At 58.4% G+C, this 19,641-nt stretch carries 15 protein-coding genes; 8 read left to right on the forward strand and 7 right to left on the reverse strand.

Features of this window, described 5'->3' with window-relative positions; translation table 11 throughout:
- Positions 1-4: 4 nt before the first annotated feature.
- Both ALQ04_RS14715 and ALQ04_RS27065 read right to left on the reverse strand, forming a co-directional pair.
- Positions 5-262, reverse strand: a complete 258-nt coding sequence (locus ALQ04_RS14715) for a DUF1652 domain-containing protein (protein WP_122316479.1) — start codon at positions 260-262, stop codon at positions 5-7.
- A gap of 18 nt (positions 263-280) precedes the next feature.
- A complete protein-coding gene (locus tag ALQ04_RS27065; RefSeq protein WP_122316480.1) occupies positions 281-523 on the reverse strand; it encodes a hypothetical protein in 243 nt (80 codons plus the stop codon).
- 76 nt (positions 524-599) lie between these two features.
- Here ALQ04_RS27065 and ALQ04_RS14725 point away from each other — a divergent pair, with 76 nt between their 5' ends.
- The 3 genes from ALQ04_RS14725 to ALQ04_RS14735 all read left to right on the forward strand — a co-directional run bounded on the left by ALQ04_RS14725 (position 600) and on the right by ALQ04_RS14735 (position 4,541).
- Positions 600-1,679: a polyamine ABC transporter substrate-binding protein gene (locus tag ALQ04_RS14725; RefSeq protein WP_122316481.1), complete on the forward strand. Its 1,080-nt coding sequence runs from the start codon at positions 600-602 to the stop codon at positions 1,677-1,679.
- A 237-nt stretch (positions 1,680-1,916) separates the two neighbouring features.
- The gene (locus tag ALQ04_RS14730; RefSeq protein ID WP_122316482.1) at positions 1,917-3,542 is read left to right on the forward strand and encodes a methyl-accepting chemotaxis protein; all 1,626 of its coding nucleotides are present in this window, start codon (positions 1,917-1,919) and stop codon (positions 3,540-3,542) included.
- A gap of 318 nt (positions 3,543-3,860) precedes the next feature.
- Positions 3,861-4,541, forward strand: a complete 681-nt coding sequence (locus ALQ04_RS14735; RefSeq protein WP_122316483.1) for a hypothetical protein — start codon at positions 3,861-3,863, stop codon at positions 4,539-4,541.
- A gap of 80 nt (positions 4,542-4,621) precedes the next feature.
- Here ALQ04_RS14735 and ALQ04_RS14740 read toward each other — a convergent pair whose 3' ends face one another.
- A complete protein-coding gene (locus tag ALQ04_RS14740; protein ID WP_122316484.1) occupies positions 4,622-5,527 on the reverse strand; it encodes a LysR substrate-binding domain-containing protein in 906 nt (301 codons plus the stop codon).
- A 155-nt stretch (positions 5,528-5,682) separates the two neighbouring features.
- Between ALQ04_RS14740 and ALQ04_RS14745 the strand changes: the two genes are divergently transcribed.
- Positions 5,683-8,730 carry an FAD-binding and (Fe-S)-binding domain-containing protein gene (locus ALQ04_RS14745; RefSeq protein WP_122316485.1) on the forward strand — a complete coding sequence of 1,016 codons (3,048 nt, stop codon included), beginning with the start codon at positions 5,683-5,685 and terminating at the stop codon, positions 8,728-8,730.
- 66 nt (positions 8,731-8,796) lie between these two features.
- Here the strand turns inward: ALQ04_RS14745 and yghX are convergent, their stop codons facing one another.
- The 3 genes from yghX to ALQ04_RS14760 form a co-directional block, all read right to left on the reverse strand.
- Positions 8,797-9,684, reverse strand: a complete 888-nt coding sequence (yghX, locus tag ALQ04_RS14750) for a YghX family hydrolase (protein WP_122316486.1) — start codon at positions 9,682-9,684, stop codon at positions 8,797-8,799.
- A 141-nt stretch (positions 9,685-9,825) separates the two neighbouring features.
- On the reverse strand, positions 9,826-11,874 hold the full coding sequence (locus ALQ04_RS14755) for a TonB-dependent receptor (RefSeq protein WP_259645017.1): 2,049 nt from the start codon (positions 11,872-11,874) through the stop codon (positions 9,826-9,828).
- Positions 11,875-12,021: 147 nt separating this feature from the next.
- Positions 12,022-12,411, reverse strand: a complete 390-nt coding sequence (locus ALQ04_RS14760) for a DUF2946 domain-containing protein (protein WP_122316488.1) — start codon at positions 12,409-12,411, stop codon at positions 12,022-12,024.
- Between the two features lie 303 nt (positions 12,412-12,714).
- Between ALQ04_RS14760 and ALQ04_RS14765 the strand changes: the two genes are divergently transcribed.
- The 4 genes from ALQ04_RS14765 (at position 12,715) to ALQ04_RS14780 (ending at position 19,062) form a co-directional block, all read left to right on the forward strand.
- On the forward strand, positions 12,715-14,274 hold the full coding sequence (locus ALQ04_RS14765) for a sugar ABC transporter ATP-binding protein (protein ID WP_122316489.1): 1,560 nt from the start codon (positions 12,715-12,717) through the stop codon (positions 14,272-14,274).
- A 19-nt stretch (positions 14,275-14,293) separates the two neighbouring features.
- Positions 14,294-15,286 carry an ABC transporter permease gene (locus tag ALQ04_RS14770; RefSeq protein ID WP_409077261.1) on the forward strand — a complete coding sequence of 331 codons (993 nt, stop codon included), beginning with the start codon at positions 14,294-14,296 and terminating at the stop codon, positions 15,284-15,286.
- A 27-nt stretch (positions 15,287-15,313) separates the two neighbouring features.
- Positions 15,314-16,360 (forward strand): substrate-binding domain-containing protein, encoded by a 1,047-nt coding sequence (locus ALQ04_RS14775; RefSeq protein WP_122316491.1) that lies wholly within the window; start codon positions 15,314-15,316, stop codon positions 16,358-16,360.
- A gap of 314 nt (positions 16,361-16,674) precedes the next feature.
- Positions 16,675-19,062, forward strand: coding sequence for a TonB-dependent siderophore receptor (locus ALQ04_RS14780; protein ID WP_122316492.1), 2,388 nt, complete (start codon positions 16,675-16,677; stop codon positions 19,060-19,062).
- Between the two features lie 48 nt (positions 19,063-19,110).
- Here ALQ04_RS14780 and ALQ04_RS14785 read toward each other — a convergent pair whose 3' ends face one another.
- On the reverse strand, positions 19,111-19,572 hold the full coding sequence (locus ALQ04_RS14785; RefSeq protein WP_122316493.1) for a DUF3574 domain-containing protein: 462 nt from the start codon (positions 19,570-19,572) through the stop codon (positions 19,111-19,113).
- Positions 19,573-19,641: the final 69 nt, after the last annotated feature.

A 19,641-nucleotide genomic window follows, 5' to 3' on the forward strand; every position in this document is an offset into this window, starting at 1 on the left:
CGGCTTACATGAAGCCGGCTAGCTGATGGTCACCGAACAGTTCCAGTTCGGCTTCGATGGCCTCGATGATCCGTTCGACGTCTGTGGCATTCATGACAGTGGCGCAGGGCAGGCCGGCAATCGCCACTACGGTTTCGCCACTGGCGCGATCGAACAGGCGGGCAATCATGCTGCTGGGGGCATCCATGGTGGCTTCAAAGCCGACCGGATGAAAGTGCCAGCGCATCAGTTGGCATGCATTGGGGAACGTGACTTTGTTCATGGAAGTGGCCCACCTGATTCAATTGAGCAATCCCTTCAGCCCCAATGGGTAGGAAGACCAATCGAGATGTGACCGATAAAAGCCGGAGAGATCAGACAGGCTAGAATCCTGTGTGATCGTACTGCTTTCCTGCGGGATGATCTGAACGGTCTGACGAGACCTAAAAATAGCACCTGCTTGCACCGAGCTGGAAAATATTTTCAGGCATTGGCTGAATTTTTTAAATTCCTTGATGTACGTCAAAATCGCCTGACCTGCCAATCTGTCTGATCCATGTATTGAGATGTACAGGCTGTATAGGGCAAGCTGATTGCATTGACCCGGAGAGTTGAAAAAAATGCTGAAAAAATCCATTGCTGCGCTGATGTTGCTGGCCTCTACCAGTCATGCGGCAGAACGGGTCAATATCTATAACTGGTCCGACTACATCGCGCCTGACACCTTGAAGAATTTTCAGGCGGCCACAGGCATAAAGGCCAGCTACGAAACCTACGAAACCAATGAAGTACTGAACGCGAAACTGGTGGCCGGTCATTCGGGCTATGACGTGGTCGTGCCGTCGGTGCACTTCATGGCGCGGCAGATCGACAGTGGCCTGCTCAAGGTGCTGGACAAGCATCAACTGCCCAACTGGAAGAATCTCAACCCCGTGTTGCTCAAGGCGCTGGAGGTCAACGATCCCGGTAACCAGCATGGCTTTCCCTATCTATGGGGCAGCACCGGCATCGGCTACAACGTGGCCAAGGTCAAGGCAGTGCTCGGCGACAGCGTGCCACTGGACTCCTGGGACCTGATTCTCAAGCCCGAGAACATGCAGAAACTTGCCCAGTGTGGGGTTGCGATTCTGGATAACGGACCGGAAGTCCTGCCGATCACCTTGAACTACCTAGGCTTGCCTCCCCACAGCGAACAGCCCGATGACTATGCAAAGGCTGATGCGGTGCTGAAGGCGATTCGTCCGTATGTTGCCTATTTCGATTCCTCGAAATACATCGAAGACCTGGGCAGCGGCAAGATCTGCATGGCGCTGGGCTTCTCCGGCGATATGGCCCAGGCCCAGGATCGTGCAGATAAAGCCGGTAACGGCATTCAGATCGGTTATACCGTTCCGAAGGAAGGTGCGCCGATGTGGTTCGACATGATTGCCATGCCCATCGACGCCCCCAATGAAAAGGCTGCCTATGCCTTCATGAACTACCTGTTGCGTCCGGAGGTAATGGCCAATATCACCAATGAGGTCAAATATGCCAACGGCAATGAAAAGGCCGATGCATTGATCAATCCCGAGCTTTGGGCCGATACCAACGTCTATCCGAATGCCGAAATGGTCAGCCGGATGTTCGTTCTCGAACCGGTTACGGTAAAAATCGAAGAACTGCGTACCCGGATCTGGACCCGGACTAAAGCAGGCAACTGAAGCGTTCGGGATCAAACTAATACTTTGTATATAACAACAAGGTGCCGACTTTAAGTCGGCACTTTGACGTCAGAAAAAATTTTTCAATTTCGACTCTACTTATTCTCAAGAACGACCGATAACTGATTTATGGCATAAAGCTTCTACGCTTTCGCGCCTCAAATTGACGAGAGTTACGACTCTCTCGTTTCGTCATGCATGGATCGCATCGAGTTGTATCTCCGAGAGAATGATTCCATGTCACTAAGAAGCATAAATATTGCTCCTCGTGCTTTCCTGGGCTTTGCCTTTATTGCCATTCTGGTCATAGGGCTGGGCATTTTTGCACTCAACCGCATGTCGATCATTCGCCAGGCCACCACCGATCTGGAAACCAACATGCTGCCCAGCATCAGTTATCTGGGGGAAGTGGATGAGAACCTGCTGCTATTGCGCATTATGTCATTCAGGTACCTTATAAACCGCGAGCCAGAGCTGGTACAGGAAACCGAAGCGCGTGCTCAACTGTTGACTCAAAAACTCAAAAAAGCCGAATCCAGCTATGCAGCCCTGCCTTCGGACGGTGAAGAGAAAGAAGTCTATAAAAAGTTTCAGGTTGCTCTGGTCGATTTTCTGAGTATTCAACAAACTGCAATGGCGCTGTCGCGCAGTAATGATCTGGACGCGCTGAGAACACTGATCAATGGCCAGATGAAAGTCGCCACGGATTTGATTTCCTCGCAACTTGAGCAGTTGATTAATATCAATAAACAGTCGGCACAGGACGCTTCCAATCGTTCCAGTGTTCACTTTGGTAATGCCAATACTGCAATCATTCTTGTTTCGGTACTGGCGGCGCTGTTGACAGTATTGCTGGCCTGGTTATTGACCCGCAGTATTGTCATGCCATTGGCCCGGGCGGTTCGTGCCGCGCAGGAAATATCCGATGGCAACCTTACCCGGCATATCGAAGTGGATGGCAAGGATGAGCCTGCACGCCTGCTGGCTGCGCTGGTATTGATGCAGCAAAACCTGCGCAAGACCATCGAGCAGATTTCCGGTTCGGCGACGCAACTGGCTTCGGCTGCCGAGGAACTGAGCGCGGTCACCGAAGAGTCCTCCCGTGGCCTGCAGCGCCAGAATGACGAGCTTGAGCAGGCGGCAACTGCGGTCAACCAGATGACCGCTGCCGTCGAAGAGGTTGCGCGCAATGCGGTCTCCACTTCGCAAGCCTCCCAGCAGTCCAACGAAACAGCGCGTCAGGGGCGTGACAAGGTGGTCGAGACGGTCAAGGCGATCCAGACCATGACTCACGACGTGCAGAGCACTTCCAGCCTGGTCGAAGGGCTGGCGGTGCAGGGGCGTGAGATCGGCAAGGTGCTGGATGTGATTCGCGCGATTGCCGAGCAGACCAACCTGTTGGCCCTCAACGCGGCAATCGAGGCTGCGCGGGCTGGCGAGGCGGGCAGAGGTTTTGCGGTGGTGGCCGACGAAGTACGGGCATTGGCGCATCGCACTGCGCAGTCGACCCGGGAAATCGAGCAGATGGTGGCGGGTATCCAGAGCGGCACCGGCCAGGCTGTAGAGTCCATGACGCTCAATACCGGGCGCACCCGCACCACCCTGGATCTGGCTCAGGCCGCAGGCGATGCACTGGAACAGATTACCGATGCCATCTCGCAGATCAACGAACGTAACCTGGTGATCGCCAGCGCTTCCGAACAACAGGCTCAGGTTTCTCGCGAGGTTGATCGCAATCTGGTCAACATTCGTGATCTGGCCAACCAGTCGGCGGCGGGCGCCAATCAGACCAGTGCTGCCAGCCATGAACTGTCGCGCCTGGCAGTCGGCCTGAATACGATGGTTGGTCGGTTCGTGATCTGAAGGCCTGATTCTCTCGCAACAACCTCTCTGGTCAGTTGCCGTACTGTGAGCACGCACAGTGCGGCAGCTTGCTTTTTAACGTTCTGAAACCTTTCATCGGCGGTTTTTCCCTCCCGTGTGCAACCTCACGGCTTTTTTTGACTCCTATCATCCGATTTCTTCATATCGAAACATAACGGTATTAGTCTTTAAGCGTGATCAAGGGTACGTATTCGACTGATCCACAAAGGATTTCCCGGGGGGCCGCGAACCCGCTCATGGTGGCACATTCGCGTCAGCGACCGCTGACTTCCTTTAACACGTGCCGGATTTCAGACAATGAACACATCCCGATTCTCTTTCATAGGCCGTATCTACCGCCGTTACGCCTGGTTTCTTTTTCCGGCCCTGCTGATTTTCTGCGCCGGCTTCTGGTTCTCGATTGGCCGCGGAGTGCATGCCGAACCCAAGAACGGAACGCAGACGCTGGTATTTCTGCGTCACGCAGAGAAGCCTTCGATGGGCCTGGGGCAACTGAATTGCCAGGGTTTGAACCGCGCCATTGATCTGTCCGAGCTGCTGCCCAGGACCTATGGCAAGGCCGATTTCATCTTTGCCGCCAATCCGAGTCGTCATGTAGAAGAAGGTGAAGGCGATCTTTCCTACAGCTACCTGCGACCACTGATGACCGTCGGGCCGAGCGCCATCAAACTGGGGTTGCCGGTCAATATCGACTTCGGTGCCAATGACACCAGCGCGCTGGCTGATGAGTTGATGCACGACAAGTATCACAACTCGACTATCTACACCGCCTGGTCACACGGTTATCTGCCCGAACTGATCAACAAGGTTGCCCAGGAAGCTTCGGGCCAGAAAATGACTCTGGTGGACGACTGGACAGGTTCGGACTTCGACTCGGTGCTGGTCATAACCCTGAAGTGGGTCAACGGCAAGGCCACGCTGGACTACGAAAACCACAAGCAAGGCCTCGATAACGGCACTATCGCCTGTCCGACCTGATCGAAAACGCCGGTTGGTGCGCTTGCCGGGCATATGGAACTGGATCTGGGACCATAACGCCCATTAGACGAGGTGTGTGCCTACAGGCCGTCGGGGAACGGGATTGACAGCAGCCAGTCGCGAAACACACAGAGTGACGGCAGGTTCTGAAAGCGTGTGGCATACACCAGATAGTAATTGCGGCCACTGTCCATGGGCTCGAACAGCGTGACCAGTTCGCCGCTGCTGATTTCATCCTGAACCAGAATGCGCGGCACCAGAGCGATGCCGATCCCGGCTGCTACCGCCTGGATCAGGTGGGCGGTCAGCTCGAAGCTGGGACCGGGGCGCATGATGTGATGGTCGAGCTGATTCCTGTCGAACCAGTCGGACCAGGCATTGGGCCGCGACACCACGCCCAGCAGCGAGTGCTGGGCAACCTCGGCAGGCGTCATCGCCTGATGGCCGGGCAGGGCCGACGGGCTGGCAATCAGTACCAGCTTTTCAGCGATCAGCGGATGTGCGACGTAACCCGGCCAATGGCCCGTGCCTGCACAGATGACGGCGTTCATCTCACTGGTTGCCGGGGTCAGGTCGGCATGCACGATACGCGAATGGACATGCACGACATGGTCGGGATGTCGGGCATAAAAGTCATGCATTCGCGGCAGCAGCCACTTCGAGCCGAATGTTGGCAGAACTGCCAGATGCAGCGTTCCGCCTTCTGACTTGTGAGCAATGGTCTGCAAGGTTGCACTGCGGATTCGCCCAAGGGCCGCGGCCAGCTCATGCTGATACAGCGCGCCGGCGGTGGTCAGTTCGATACGTCGCCCATCCCGCTTGAACAGTTCGACCTCCAGTTGTGCTTCCAGCGCCTGGACCTGGCGACTGACTGCGCTCTGGGTCAGGGCCAGCTCATCGGCGGCCTTGGTGAAGCTGCCGTGACGCGCTGCCGCCTCGAAAGCGATGAGCAGCGACATGGAAGGCGTGAGTCTTCTCGGGTTCATTCATAAAACTCATGGAAAAGCGGCAGGTTTTACATTTGCTCTCTTGGCCCGCAAGCATGAAAATCAACACTAACCGTTGATAAGCCTTGTTTCAGAGTACTTCTGAAGCATACGTGTTTTGCATATAAAAAGCCTAACCAGTCAGGAACGCCGCCATGATTGCCCTTCTGAATCCGACCTCCGAGCAGGTCGATCACTATGACCGCTTCCTCAATGCCCTCACTCAGGCAGGGTTTCGCGGCGAAATAGCCCGGGACCATGGCTCGCGAACCGTACTGGCCACCGATAATTCGATCTATCAGCGCTTGCCCCAGGCGGCGGTGTTTCCACTCGACAGTGCCGATGTCGAAGCCCTGGCGCAACTGGCCGCTCGCCCTGAGCACAAACAGGTGGTCCTGACGCCACGCGGCGGCGGCACCGGGACCAACGGGCAATCCCTGACTGATGGCGTGGTGGTCGACCTTTCACGGCACATGAACCGGATTCTGGAAATCAACGTCGAGGAACGTTGGGTGCGTGTGCAGACTGGCGTGGTCAAGGACCAGCTCAATGCGGCGCTGAAAAAACACGGGCTGTTCTTCGCCCCGGAGCTTTCTACCTCCAACCGCGCCACCATTGGCGGCATGATCAACACCGATGCCAGCGGGCAGGGCAGTTGCACCTACGGCAAGACCCGTGACCACGTGCTGGAACTGACGACCGTGCTGCTCGGTGGGTCGCGGGTACATAGTCTGGCGATGGCGGACGATCAACTCGACGCTGAGCAAACTCGCCCTGACCGGGGAGGCGACGCCTACCGTTGTGCACGCGAGATTGCCGATACCCAGGCGCAACTGATCAAGGATATCTTTCCGCCACTCAATCGCTGCCTGACCGGTTACGACCTGGCGCATCTGCGTGAAGCGGATGGACGCTTCAACCTCAACAGCGTGCTGTGCGGTTCGGAAGGCTCTCTGGGCTTTATCGTCGAAGCCAAACTCAATGTCCTGCCGATTCCAAGGCATTCGATTCTGGTCAACGTCCGCTATGCCGGCTTCATGGATGCCTTGCGCGATGCCAAGGCGCTCATGGCCCACAAACCGTTGTCCATCGAAACCGTGGACTCCAAGGTATTGCGGCTCGCCATGCAGGACATCGTCTGGCATGGCGTGGCCGAGTACTTTCCCGAGAACCCGGACACGCCGACCCTGGGCATCAACCTGATCGAGTTCAGCGGCGACGAACTGGACGAAGTGGAACAGCGGGTCCATGCCTTCATCGAGCATTTGCAGAGCGACACTTCGGTGGTCCGGCTGGGGCATACGCTGGCGGTGGGCAGCGCGGCAGTCAATCGGGTCTACGCCATGCGCAAGCGTTCGGTAGGGCTGCTGGGCAACGTCAAGGGCGAAGCCCGGCCTCAGCCTTTTGTCGAAGACACCGCCGTACCGCCGGAAAACCTCGCGGACTACATTCAGGAGTTTCGCGCACTGCTGGACAGTTATGAGCTGCAATACGGCATGTTTGGTCATGTGGATGCCGGCGTGTTGCACGTCAGGCCGATCCTGGACATGAAAGACCCGGCCCAGGCCGCGCTGGTCCGGCCGATCTCCGATGCAGTCGCCGCGCTGACCAAACGCTATGGCGGCTTGTTGTGGGGCGAACACGGCAAAGGCCTGCGCTCGCAGTATGTGCCGGAGTACTTCGGCGAGTTGTATCCGGCCCTGCAGGCGCTCAAGGCAGCTTTCGATCCGTTCAACCAGCTCAATCCGGGCAAGATAGCCACGCCCGCAAGCGTGCCGGCAGCCAGGCTGACGCTGGTGGACGAAGTGGAGTTGCGCGGCGATCTGGACCGTCGCATCGATGAGCGTGTCTGGCAAAGCTACGAAAGCGCCGTGCACTGCAATGGTAACGGTGCCTGCTACAACTACGACCCCGACGACGCCATGTGCCCGTCCTGGAAGGCCACCCGCAACCGCATACATTCACCCAAGGGTCGCGCATCGCTGGTTCGCGAATGGCTGCGCCTGCAAGGTGAGCAGAATGTCGACGTCCTGACCGCCAGCGCCCGTGCCCGCTCGGCCAATGTCATCAGGAGCCTGGTGGGCAAGACCGCCAATACGCTGGCCAGGATTGGCGGGCAGAAAGACTTTTCCCATGAAGTCTATGACGCCATGGCCGGTTGTCTGGCCTGTAAATCCTGCGCAGGGCAATGCCCGGTGAAGGTCAATGTGCCTGAGTTCCGTTCGCGCTTCCTGGAGCTTTACCACAGCCGCTACCTGCGCCCGCTGAAGGATTATCTGATCGGCTCGCTGGAGTTCAGCATCCCGTATCTGGCGCGTTTCCCGAAACTCTACAACGCAATGATGGGCGCCAGGCCGGTGCGTTACCTGCTGGAACATGTGGCCGGCATGGTCGACAGCCCGCTGCTGAGCCTGATGGATTTCCGTGCCGCCTGTGCGCGCTGGAATGTCGGTATCGCCACGCCGCAACGTCTTGCCGCGCTGTCGGAGCAACAGCGCAAGCGTACCGTGATCCTGGTGCAGGACGCCTTTACGCGCTACTTCGAGACGCATCTGGCTGCCGACTGGCTGGAGCTGATCTCGCGCCTGGGTTATCAGGTCTATCTGGCACCTTTTGCGCCAAACGGCAAACCGCTTCAGGTCCAGGGGTTCTTGGCCGCCTTTGAAAAGGCCGCCAGTTTCAATAGCCAGTCGTTGCTGAAACTGCAGGCCTACGGTATTCCGCTGGTTGGCCTGGACCCGGCCATGACCCTGGTTTACCGGCAGGAATACAGCAAGACCCTGGGCAGCGAGAATGCCCCGAGCGTGTTATTGCCGCAGGAATGGCTGGCTGCACAGCTTGAGGACGCGCAGCAGGTTCAGTCGGGCGAAACCTATTACTTCCTGCCGCACTGCACCGAGAAAACCAATGAACCGGCCAGCGTCGGCCTGTGGCAGAAGGCGTTCGCCCGCACCGGCCTGAAGCTTGAAGTACTGGCCAGCGGTTGCTGCGGCATGTCCGGCACCTATGGCCACGAAACCCGTAACGCCAGGCACTCCGACACGATCTACAGCCAGTCGTGGCAGCCGTTGGTGGCGCGCCACAATGGCGAGGGCCGACTGGTCGCCGATGGTTACTCATGCCGCAGCCAGGTCAAGCGCCAGGACGGGCAAGTGGTGCGGCATCCGCTGCAGGTCATGCTTGAACGAATCAGGACCCGGTAGAAGCATCTTCGCGGATGAATCCGCTCCTGCAGGCTGTGCAGGAGCGGATTCATTCGCGAAAAACATTCACAGCAGATACTTGCGAAACCACTCTACGGTCCTGTCCCAGGCCAGTTTGGCGGCAGCTTCGTCGTATCGTGGCGTGGAGTCGTTGTGGAAACCATGGTTGGCGCCGGGATAGATGAAGGTTTCGTATGTCGTGCCCGCTGCCTTCAAGGCCGCTTCATAAGCCGGCCATCCTTCATTGATGCGGGTATCCAGCTCGCCATAGTGAATCATGACCGGGGCCTTGATTCGCACCACATCCTCGGCCTTGGGCTGGCGACCATAGAAGGAGACGGCAGCCCCCAGTTCGGGATAGGCAACGGCGGCAGCGTTGGCAACTCCGCCGCCATAACAGAAACCGGTTATGCCGACTTTTCCGGTTGTGGCGTCATGCTTCATCAGCCATTCGATGGCGGCAAAGAAGTCGTTCATGAGCTTTTCAGGATCGACCTTTTGCTGCAGTTCCCGACCCTTGTCATCGTTGCCGGGATAACCGCCCACCGATGACAGGCCATCCGGAGCCAGCGCTATGAACCCGGCCTTGGCCGCCCGCCGGGCGACATCTTCGATATAGGGATTGAGCCCGCGGTTTTCATGAGCAACCACAATCGCCGGCAGCTTGCCGGTGGCCCTGGCTGGCCGGACCAGATAGCCGCGTACCTGGCCATGGCCCTTGGGTGATGGGTAGTTGACGTATTCGGCGATGATGTCCGGGTCAGTGAAGGCTACTTGTTCGGCGAGTGCATAGTTCGGACTCAGCGACGCAAGCAGCGCTGTAGCGGTCATGCCGCCGAGGGTAAACAGCGCCGCACGGTCAAGAAACTCTCGCCTGTTGATCTTGCCATGGGCGTAGTAGTCATACAGTTCCAGCAGTTCAGGAGCAAAGTCTTTGGCGGTGAGACGATCCATCTGCAGGCTTCCTGTCGGGTTTGTTGGAATGTCTATTAAAGCAGCTTGCAGGAGCGACTTCAGTCGCGAAAACGCAATTTGCGAATTCGCGAATGAATTCGGCTCCTACGAGGGTTCGCATTCCTTTTGGCGACGAGGCAATCAGAAGTCCAGGGTAACGCCGGTATACAGCGCGCGGCCATCACCCGGCGAGTGCAGGGAGTCGACGGCACCGTCCGGGTCATACCAGACGTACTCGTAGTAGCGGTTGGTCAGGTTCTTGAGTTGCAGGTCGACACTCACCGATTCACTGACCTTCCAGGTCGCGCCCAGGTTCATCAGCACATAGCCGCCATAGGTGCCCTGAGTGTTTTCCCGCTCCAGATAGTAATTGGTCTGGCCATTCATCCAGGCGGTCAGTTGCAAGGCTGGCGTGGCCTGATAACTCATGCCGGCGTTGTACAAATGATGAGGCACATGGTCGATTTCCCGGCCCTTGCTGTTGGGCAGCGTTGCACTGGGTTCAAGGATCTTCGAGTACTGCCAGGAGTAAGCCATCCAGATCTCGGTGCGCTCGTTCGGATGCAGGTTCACTTGCAGGTCATAACCCCAGCGCCGGGTTTCACCGACGTTATCCGATTCGCCGCTCGGGTCATTGAGTCGGCGGCTGACTTCACCACTGGCTTCCTGCTGCCAATAGGCGACCCGGCCATCGACCCAGTCGGCGGGGGTGAACTTGATCCCGGTTTCCCAGCCTTCGTTGATCGAGGGGGCCAGGTCGGTATCCCGCGGCGGAATCTTGTAGGCCGCAGCACCCGTGCCGACCTGAAAGGTACGGCCCCAGTTGGCGTAGAAACTGGCCACATCCCAGGGCGAATACACCACGCTGAGTTTTGGCTGCTTGATCAGGCCATAGTCGTTGATGTCGTAATCCAGGCCGGTCATTTCATTGCTGAAATCGCCCTGGATCTTGTCGACCCGATAGGCCGGAACAATCTTCAACGACTCGAAAGGCTTGATCTCGGCCTGCACATAGGCGCCGTACGTATCGAAATCGAATTGCTGATCGCGAGTCTGGGCCTGACGTGCCCGGTTCAGGGTTCGATAGCGCTCGCTCTGGTTGTTCTGCTGCTGCATGTCGGCTCCGCCTTCCAGGGCGAAGTCATGTAGCCAACTGACTTCCGGGCGCCAGGTCAGAGAGGTGAGGGCGCCATACTGGGTTTCGTAGGTGTCCCGCTCCTGTTGTGAAGTGGTGCTCCAGTATTGGGTCCAGCGCCGGTCGTCGAAGGTGTTGACGTAGGTCTTCGCCGACCAGGCAAGGGTTTCGGCCAGATCGGTATCAAAGTGCAGGCTGAGCTGATTCATCCGCCGCGTGCCTTTGTCGGTGGCGTTGTAGCTATTGGTCATCTCGGGGTGATGACGGGCATTGTCTTCGCTCAGGTAACCCGGTTCCTGGGCTTCGGTTTCGTAATGGCGGGCAATCAGGCCGATGCGATAGCTTTCATCGTCTGGGGTATAGAACCATTTGCCGGACATCGAGAATTTCTCGGCATCGGAATGATCGCGATAACCGTCGGATTTCTGGTAGGCAAAGAAGTAGTTCTGGCTCCAGTTGCTGTTCTCGAAGCCTTTGGCCAGCTGGGTTTCCCGGGTATTGAAGCTGCCATAGCGAACCCGCGCCTTGGTGTAGTTGCCGCCGCTGCGGGTCAGCATGTTCACGTTGCCGGCGATGTTGTTCAGGCCGTAGCGTGCATCGCTGGTGCCGCGCACCACCTCGATGCTGTCCAGCTCCATGGGAAAGATCATGTCCATGAACGGCATGTTGCCGTCGTTGCTGTTGCTCGGGATGCCATCGATCAACAGCTTCACCGCATTGATTTCGCCTTCACCGTTAAAGCCGCGAAAGGAAATCTTGCCGGAAGTGGTGCCCTGATTGAATTCGGTGAGCATCACGCCGGGAGTGCGGCTGAACAGCTCCCAGCTGTAGTTGACCGGCATCTTTTCGAGGATGTCGCCGCCGAGGATATCCACCGAGCTGAGCACGCTGCTGGTGCTCAACGGACCGCTGCTGGTGCCTTGAACCATTACCGAACCGAGGGTCAGGGTCGAATCTTCAACCTGGCTGTCGGCCAGGGCTGCCGCCAGTGGCGTCAGGGCAAATATCCCGCAGCTCAGCGCCTGCCAGAAACAACGGGACACGGGGATAGACATCGCACGTGGCAATGTAGAGAAAACAGGCATGACTGTTACTTCCTGATAACCAAGAAACTTCAAGGGCATGGAATGGCCCGGTCAGGGCATTCCAGTGCCAGGCAAGAAAAGCCGTACCGCGCCGGATTGGCGGGCAGGCAAGGGCGGTCAGGCGAAGGGTGAAGCGCGGGGTGTCAGACTGGGCCAGCGGGCCCTGGGCAACAGCGTGGGGTGTTCGGGGTTGTCGAGTGCCGTATCAGGCGTGTAGCGGGGCAGAAAGTGCCGATAGTAGTCGGCAGGCAATGCGACCAGGCCGGCATGCCCACAGCAGCAGTCACCATGTTGCATGCTGGTTTTCGAGGGCGAGGGTTGCAGCGTATCGATCAGCTTCTTGAAGTCGGCCGGCATGACCATGGAGCCGCTGCCGCCACAGAACCCGCCCCACAGCAATAACTGCGCATCCGGCGTCTGCATGGCGCGGCTCATCGGCATGGCCAGCATGTTGAGCAACATGGCCAGGCAAGCGATCCAGGGACTGATGCGTTTCAGAGAAGCCATGAGTGGGCTCAAAGCAGGAAGGCCGGTATTTAGCCGTATTTGATCGGGGAATGTAAATGTTTCCGAGGAAGGAATCGCCGGTTACACAGGTTTGGCGGGTGCGACTATTTGTCATCCTGCGTCAGGTCAATCGTGCCGGATTTAACCAATGGCTTGTCGAGTCGACGTGCGAGTACTTCTATACATATCTCCATTAGTTATTTATCGGCTGCTTTACAGTCCATTAGGCTATATGTCATTCCGTCTCGACTGCAGACGTTATGTATTGATCTGCCTTTTCTGACCTATTGCGTTGAGATCTCCATGAACGTCCCCGTCACGCTCCGCCATGATGCCCTGGTCAGTGCCAGCGGGCTGGGCAAGTGGTTCGGCCCAAGCCATGTATTGCAGGACATTGACCTGCAGCTTTATCCCGGTGAAGTAACGGCGCTACTCGGTGCCAATGGCGCAGGCAAGTCGACGCTGGTCAAGATTCTTGCCGGCAGCCATGGCCATGATGCTGGCGAGCTGCTGGTCAAGGGCCGGGCGGTTCGTTTCGGGTCGCCTCATGAAGCGCGTCGAGCCGGTATCGTGGCGGTTCACCAGCACGTCGACGACGCGATAGTTCCGGGTTTCAGCGTGGCCGAGAATCTGCTTCTGGACGAACTGTGCCAGCCGCGAGGTTCGATCTGGAGTCAGCGGCGGCAGTTGAATGAACGGGCCGCCCGAATTGCGGCAGGCCTGGAATTGCAATTGCCGCTGGAAGCCGCCATCGAAAGTCTCGGCACGGCGGAGCGGCAACTGGTGGTGCTGGCGCGTGCCCTGGCGCTCGATCCCAGGCTGTTGATTCTCGACGAACCGACGGCATCGTTGTCGGCTGTCGAAGCCGAGCGCCTTTTCAAACTGATCGAGGTGCTGCGCGGGCGCGGAGTCGGCATTCTCTATATTTCCCATCGTTTATCGGACCTGCAGCGCATTGCCGACCGCGCGGTTGTTCTGCGTGATGGGCGTTTGGCAGGCGAGTTCGCCGCGCCACTGGATCTTGTTGCTGCCGTGCGAGCGATGCTCGGTAGTGAACTTGCGCCTGTGGTTCACGAACCGGCCGGGCAGGGTGCCGAGGTATTGCGGGTGCGTGGCTGTCAGCTCAGCGACAGCAGCGCGGCTTTCGATCTGGATCTGCATGAAGGGCAAGTGGTCGTCATGACCGGCCTGCTGGGTGCTGGCAAGAGCGAGATCGCCGAACTGTTCTACGGCCTGCGCCAACCGGTTGCCGGTCTTGTCGAACTGGATGGCCGGCCATGGGCGCCTGTTTCACCACGTCAGGCGATCGCGGGCGGAGTGTTCATGGCCAGCGAGGATCGTGCAGGTGGTTCGCTGGTGCCCGGTTTCTCCCTGGCGCGAACCCTGACCCTGCCGTTTCTGCAGCGTTTCAGCCGGGGCGGCTTCATGCAGACCGTTGCCGAACGTGAAGCGGTGCAAGAGCAGGTACAGGCACTGGGCATCAAGTGCACAGGCATTGATGTGCCGATGGAGACGCTTTCCGGAGGCAATCAGCAGAAGGTGGTATTGGCCCGCTGGCTGTTGGGTAATGGCCGCCTGCTGATTCTCGACGAGCCATTCCAGGGCGTGGATATCCGCGCCCGCCGCGAAATCGGTGCCCGGATCCGGGCCAGTGCCGCCAGGCGAGCCACGCTGGTGATCTGCTCCGATCCCGATGAGGCACTGGAAATCGCCGACCGGATTCTGCTGGTCCGTGATGCCAGTGTGGTCGCTGATTATCTGTGTGCCGACCTGTCGCGCGAGCTGTTGGTCGCGCAACTGGCAGGCGTTGCATCGCCATCTCCAGCCAATTACCCGCAGCGCCAGGGAGCCACGCTTGTCTGAATCGACTTCTTCAAACTTCATGAAGCCATGGGATGCATTGCTGAGCTTCGCTGTTCACTACGGTCTGTTGCTGCTCCTGGCTTTGGTGGTGGTGCTGTTTTCCGTGCTGGAGCCTGCATTTCTGCGGGTCGGTAACCTGTTCATCATTCTGCAATCGGTTTCGATTGTTGCGCTGCTGGCCCTTGGCGTGACCCTGAGCATGTCGGTGGGCGGGCTCGACCTGTCTATCGGTGCCGTGGCGGCCATGAGCCTGATGTGCGCCAGTTACGTGATGGTGGTTCTGGACTGGGGGCCGTTACCGGCGATTGTCATCAGTCTGGCCTGCGGTGCTCTGGTGGGACTGCTCAACGGGTTTCTGATCGTGCGCATGGGCATACCGGACATTCTTGCGACCCTGGGCAGCATGTTCCTGATTATCGGTTTGCAACTGATTCCCACTGGCGGCCGTTCGATTGCGGTCGGCATGACCCTGCCCAACGGCGACGAAGCGTCCGGCAGTTTCAGTGCTGCGTTCCTGGCGTTGGGGCGGGCGCGGTTGTGGGACACGGTGCCGGTTCCGGTGCTGGTCATGCTGCTGGTCGCCTTGCTGGTCTGGGGCTTTCTTGAACTGACCCGCTTTGGCCGGGTGTTCTATGCCATCGGTGGCAACGAGCGGGCAGCCCGGCTGGCCGGTGCTGCCGTGGAAAAATACAAGCTGCTGGCTTACGTGCTCTCGGCCTTGCTCGCATCCCTTGGCGGTCTGTTACTGGCCGCCCGGCTGGGGCGTGGCGATGTCAGCTCCGGCAATGGCCTGGTGCTGGATGCGCTGGGCGCGGCACTGATTGGTTTCGCAGTGCTCGGGGCCCGCAAACCCAATGCCTTTGGCACGCTGGTCGGGGCGTTGCTGGTGGCAACCCTGCTCAACGGTCTGACCATGCTCAATGCGCCTTACTACACCCAGGATTTCGTCAAGGGCGCGGTACTGGTCCTGGCGCTGATGTTCACATTCGGCCTCGCGCAACGGGCGCGCTGAGCCATCCTGTCAGAGAAGGAATACTCGATGCATCGATTCATTACTCGTGGCCTGCTCGCGGCAACGCTGGTCGTTTCCCTGGTCAGCGGTGCCAGTGCTGACGGGATCGCCGGGGCTCCGGCGCCATTCGACAAGGGCGGGGTCAATATCGCACTGGTGGGCTATCTGTTCTCGGGCGATTTCCCCGAGGCTTACCTGCGCGGCGTTGAAAAACAATCCAGGGCACTGGGTGTCAATCTGCGCCTGTTCGACGCGCGACAGCAGGCGGCGGCGCAACGGGAGATGCTGGAGCAGGCTATCGACCTCGGTGTCGACGGCATCATTGTGCAACTGGGCCTGGCGGAAACCCTCAAGGACACCGTAGCCAAGGCAGTTGCCAAAGGCATCAAGGTCGTTACCTTCGACATCGACCTGGGGAACCCGCAAGTCACCCGTATCGAGCAGGATCACCATCAACTGGCGCGCCTGGCCCTGGGGCAGGCGCTCAAGGATAACGGCAACGCTTTTCAGGCCGGTTATGTGTTCATCGGCGGCTTTACGCCCATGGAGCGCCGCGATGAAGTCTGGCGGGAGGTCAAGGCAGCCAATCCCGGCATTATCGAGAAAGCACGCTTCGGCACACTCAATCCGCCGATTGCCAACTCGGTTGCGGATCAGGCCAGTGCCGTACTGCGCGCCAATCCTGGTTTGCAGGTGATCTTCGCGCCTTTCGACGAGTTCGCCAAAGGCGCCAAGATTGCGGTCGATGAAGCCGGTCTTGGCAAGCAGATCAAGATCTACAGTGCCGATATTTCCACTGCAGATATCCAGATCATGAAAGAGCCCGACAGCGCCTGGGTTGCCACTGCAGCAGTCAACCCGGAAGTGGCGGGGGCCATCAGTGTACGCAGTCTGGCCATGCGCATTGCCGGTGAAGATCCGGGAGCACAGGTGCTGGTGCCACCCACATTGATTACCCGCCAGCAGTTGCTGGATCTGGATGTAAGGAATGTGCGAGACCTGGCCAAAAAAGTCCCGGCGTTTGGTGAGGCAGCAGGAGTTGCCCGTTCGCCATGGATTCCGTTGGCCAAATAAAATGAATGTCTTTCGCGAATGAATTCGTTCCTCTGCAGGCGCGGATTTATCCGCGAAAAGCCAATGTAACTGTTGCCTGCCCAACAACTAATGTTGCACGGGGAACAGTGTTTAATGCCGATATAACCTAAGTATTATTGGTTCTTTGGCATTGAGTGTCGCCTCGTCTAATGTCCTGTCTTCAAAGAGATTTTGACTCTTTTTGTCTTTTTGCATTGATCTCGCTACTTGCCCGGATTTGAAAAACTACAGCAGAAAACCGCCGCGACTTTTGATTGTCGGCAGGTATTTCTGCGCCGCAAAGGAGCTGTTCCATGTATTACCGCTCACGGTCACTGCTGGCTGCCGCTGTAATGGCGGCAATGACTCAACTTCCCGCGCAAGCCGAAGAAACTTCCCTGAACAACGATGAAGATCCACGTCTCGACGCTGTCGTGGTGACCGGAACCCGGGGCAAGGCGCGTACCGTGCTGGATTCGCCGGTGCCGGTGGACGTCCTGACCGCAGAAGACCTCAAGTCTGCCGGTGCCAGCGGCGGCGAACTGGGTCAGGCATTGCAGACCCTGCTGCCATCGTTCAGTTTTCCACGCCAGTCCAACTCCGGTGGTGCCGATCACGTGCGAGCCGCGCAACTGCGGGGCATGAGTCCCGATCAGGTATTGGTGCTGGTCAACGGCAAGCGCCGGCATACCTCGGCGCTGGTCAATGACTCATCGAAGATTGGCCGTGGAACCGCACCGGTGGATTTCAACTCGATCCCCATCAGTGCGATCAAACGCATCGAAGTACTGCGCGACGGGGCTGGTGCGCAATATGGCTCCGACGCCATTGCCGGAGTGATCAATATCATCCTCGACGACGCGCCGGAGGGCGGTGAAGTTTCGAGCACATATGGTGCTTACCACACGCATCAGGACGCCATCGGCAAGACCTCCACGGACGGTCGCAACACGCAGACTACCGCCGAGATCGGCACGCGCCTGGGCGAAGAGGGTGGTTTCATTCGCGGTGGCACCGAGTACAAGGATCGCGATCCTACCAACCGCTCCGGTTTTGACGGTTTTGCCGATACGCCGGGCCAGCGCAACTACATCATGGGTGATGGGGTAGCGCGAGACGTCAATGCCTGGTTCAACAGTGAGCTGCCTGTGGGCAATGGCAAGGCCTATTCGTTTGGCACCTATAACGAGCGACACACCACCGGTGCCGAGTTCTATCGCTATCCGAGCGAACAGCCGCAGTTCTACCCCAACGGCTTTCTGCCGCAATCCCTGGGCGATAACAAGGATCTGTCGGCCACCGTCGGCTTCAAGGGCCTGATCGGCGAGCAGTGGGACTTCGACAGCAGCCTTACTCATGGCCGCAACCACTTTGAGTCGGCCACCCAGCGTACCCTCAACGTTGCTCTCGGTGCTGACTCGCCGACACGTTTCGACACTGGCGAGTACGAGCTGCGCCAGACCACCGCCAACCTGGATTTCACCCGGGAACTGCGCCTGGCAGGGCGCCCGTTCGTACTGGCGTTGGGCGGTGAATACCGCTACGAAAACTACCTGACCTACGCGGGCGACGAGGCTTCGTACTTCGGGACCGGTGCCGATGGTGCCAACGGCCTGCGTCCGAGCGAAGAGGTGGATCTGGATCGCAACGTCTTCGGCACTTATGCCGAATTGTCCGGCGACCTGACCGACCGGCTGTTTGTCGGTGCGGCGACGCGCTGGGAGCGTTATGACGATGCCGGCAGCAAACTTACCGGCAAGCTGAGCGGCCGCTATCGGTTGACCGATAAACTGGCCTTGCGTGGCGCAATATCGAACAACTTCCGCGCGCCGTCGCTGGCGCAGATAGGCTTTCAGAACACCACCAGCAACTTCGGCACGGGCGGCACGCTCACCGATATCCGCGTATTGTCGGTCAACGATCCGATTGCCCGCGCCCTGGGCGCCGAGGACCTGAAACCGGAAACCTCGAAGAACTTCAGCCTTGGCCTGACAGCGCAGTTGAGTGAGCGCTTCGATGCGTCCCTGGATGTGTTCCGGATTGACGTCAAGGACCGCATTACCCTGTCGCAACGCATCGGCAGCGATGCGCTGGAGCAGTATGTCAACGACAACCTCGGTGTCGCCGGGGTCCATGACGTGAACTTCTTCACCAACGCCGCCGACACCCGTACCGATGGTGCAGAACTGGTCCTCAACTATCGCCAGCCGTTTCTCGACGGGCAACTGGGCCTGACCACGGCCTATACCTGGAACCACAGCAAAGTCACCAAGACCAGGGGCACGCCGTCACAGCTCGGTAATCTGGGGATCGGCAGCGATGCACTGGTGGGTGTGGAAGAGCGCAACACCCTGACCGATGCAACGCCCAGGGACCGCTTCGTATTTTCTGCCAACTGGGCCAGCCAGCACTGGGGCTTGCTCGGTCGTCTGACCCGGCAAGGCAAGACCACTCGGGTCTTCGATTTTGGCGACTCCCAGCCTGAGCAGACCTATAACGCGGTCTGGCAACTGGATGCCGAAGTGCAATACAAATTCACACCCCGCTTCGATATTGCCCTGGGCGGCAACAACCTGACTGACAATTATCCGGAGCGCTCCAGTTCCGAGATCAACTATGGGGGCAACCTGCCGTATGACGTCCTGTCCCCGATTGGCACCAATGGTGCCTATTACTACGCTCGTGTGACCTACGGGTTCTGAGTATCAGCGCCGTCTGCAATGGACGGCGCTGGCTTCACGATGGTCGACTCAGAAGGAGATTTCTGCCGGCTGCGATAGCCGCAGCACCGACAGATCGCCGGTTACACGCTTCCAGGCCAGGCGAATGGCTTCGATGTTCTCTCGGTTCCTGGCGGTATTTTCGTGCAGGATCACGATCACCCGGGTATTCAGCCGCTCCGGCTGCGCGGCGCCCTTGTCGCGCCACTGGCCATAGGCATCCAGCGCGGTAAAACCATCGGGAAAGCGGGGCGTGACTTCCTTGTCGAGAAATTCGCGCCAGCGGGCTGCATTGGCCTGATCCTTCTCGCTGTCCAGCAGCCCCAACGAAAAGTACAACTCCGTGCGCAGCCATGATGCCTGCGCTGGCCGACTACTGTCGCCTTGCAAGGTGGAAGTGCCTGGGTTGGTTGTATGCACGGCCAGCGGAGGCGTGGCAGAACAACCGACCAGCAGTGTCAGCAGGCCGGGTATTAACAAGCGTGGCAACATCGAGGGTTCCTGCAGTGACATCAATAAAGAGGTCCACTATAAGAATCCGCTTTAATGGTTAGAAATAAT

The organism is Pseudomonas cichorii, assembly GCF_003700275.1.
GTDB classification, from domain to species: domain Bacteria; phylum Pseudomonadota; class Gammaproteobacteria; order Pseudomonadales; family Pseudomonadaceae; genus Aquipseudomonas; species Aquipseudomonas cichorii_B.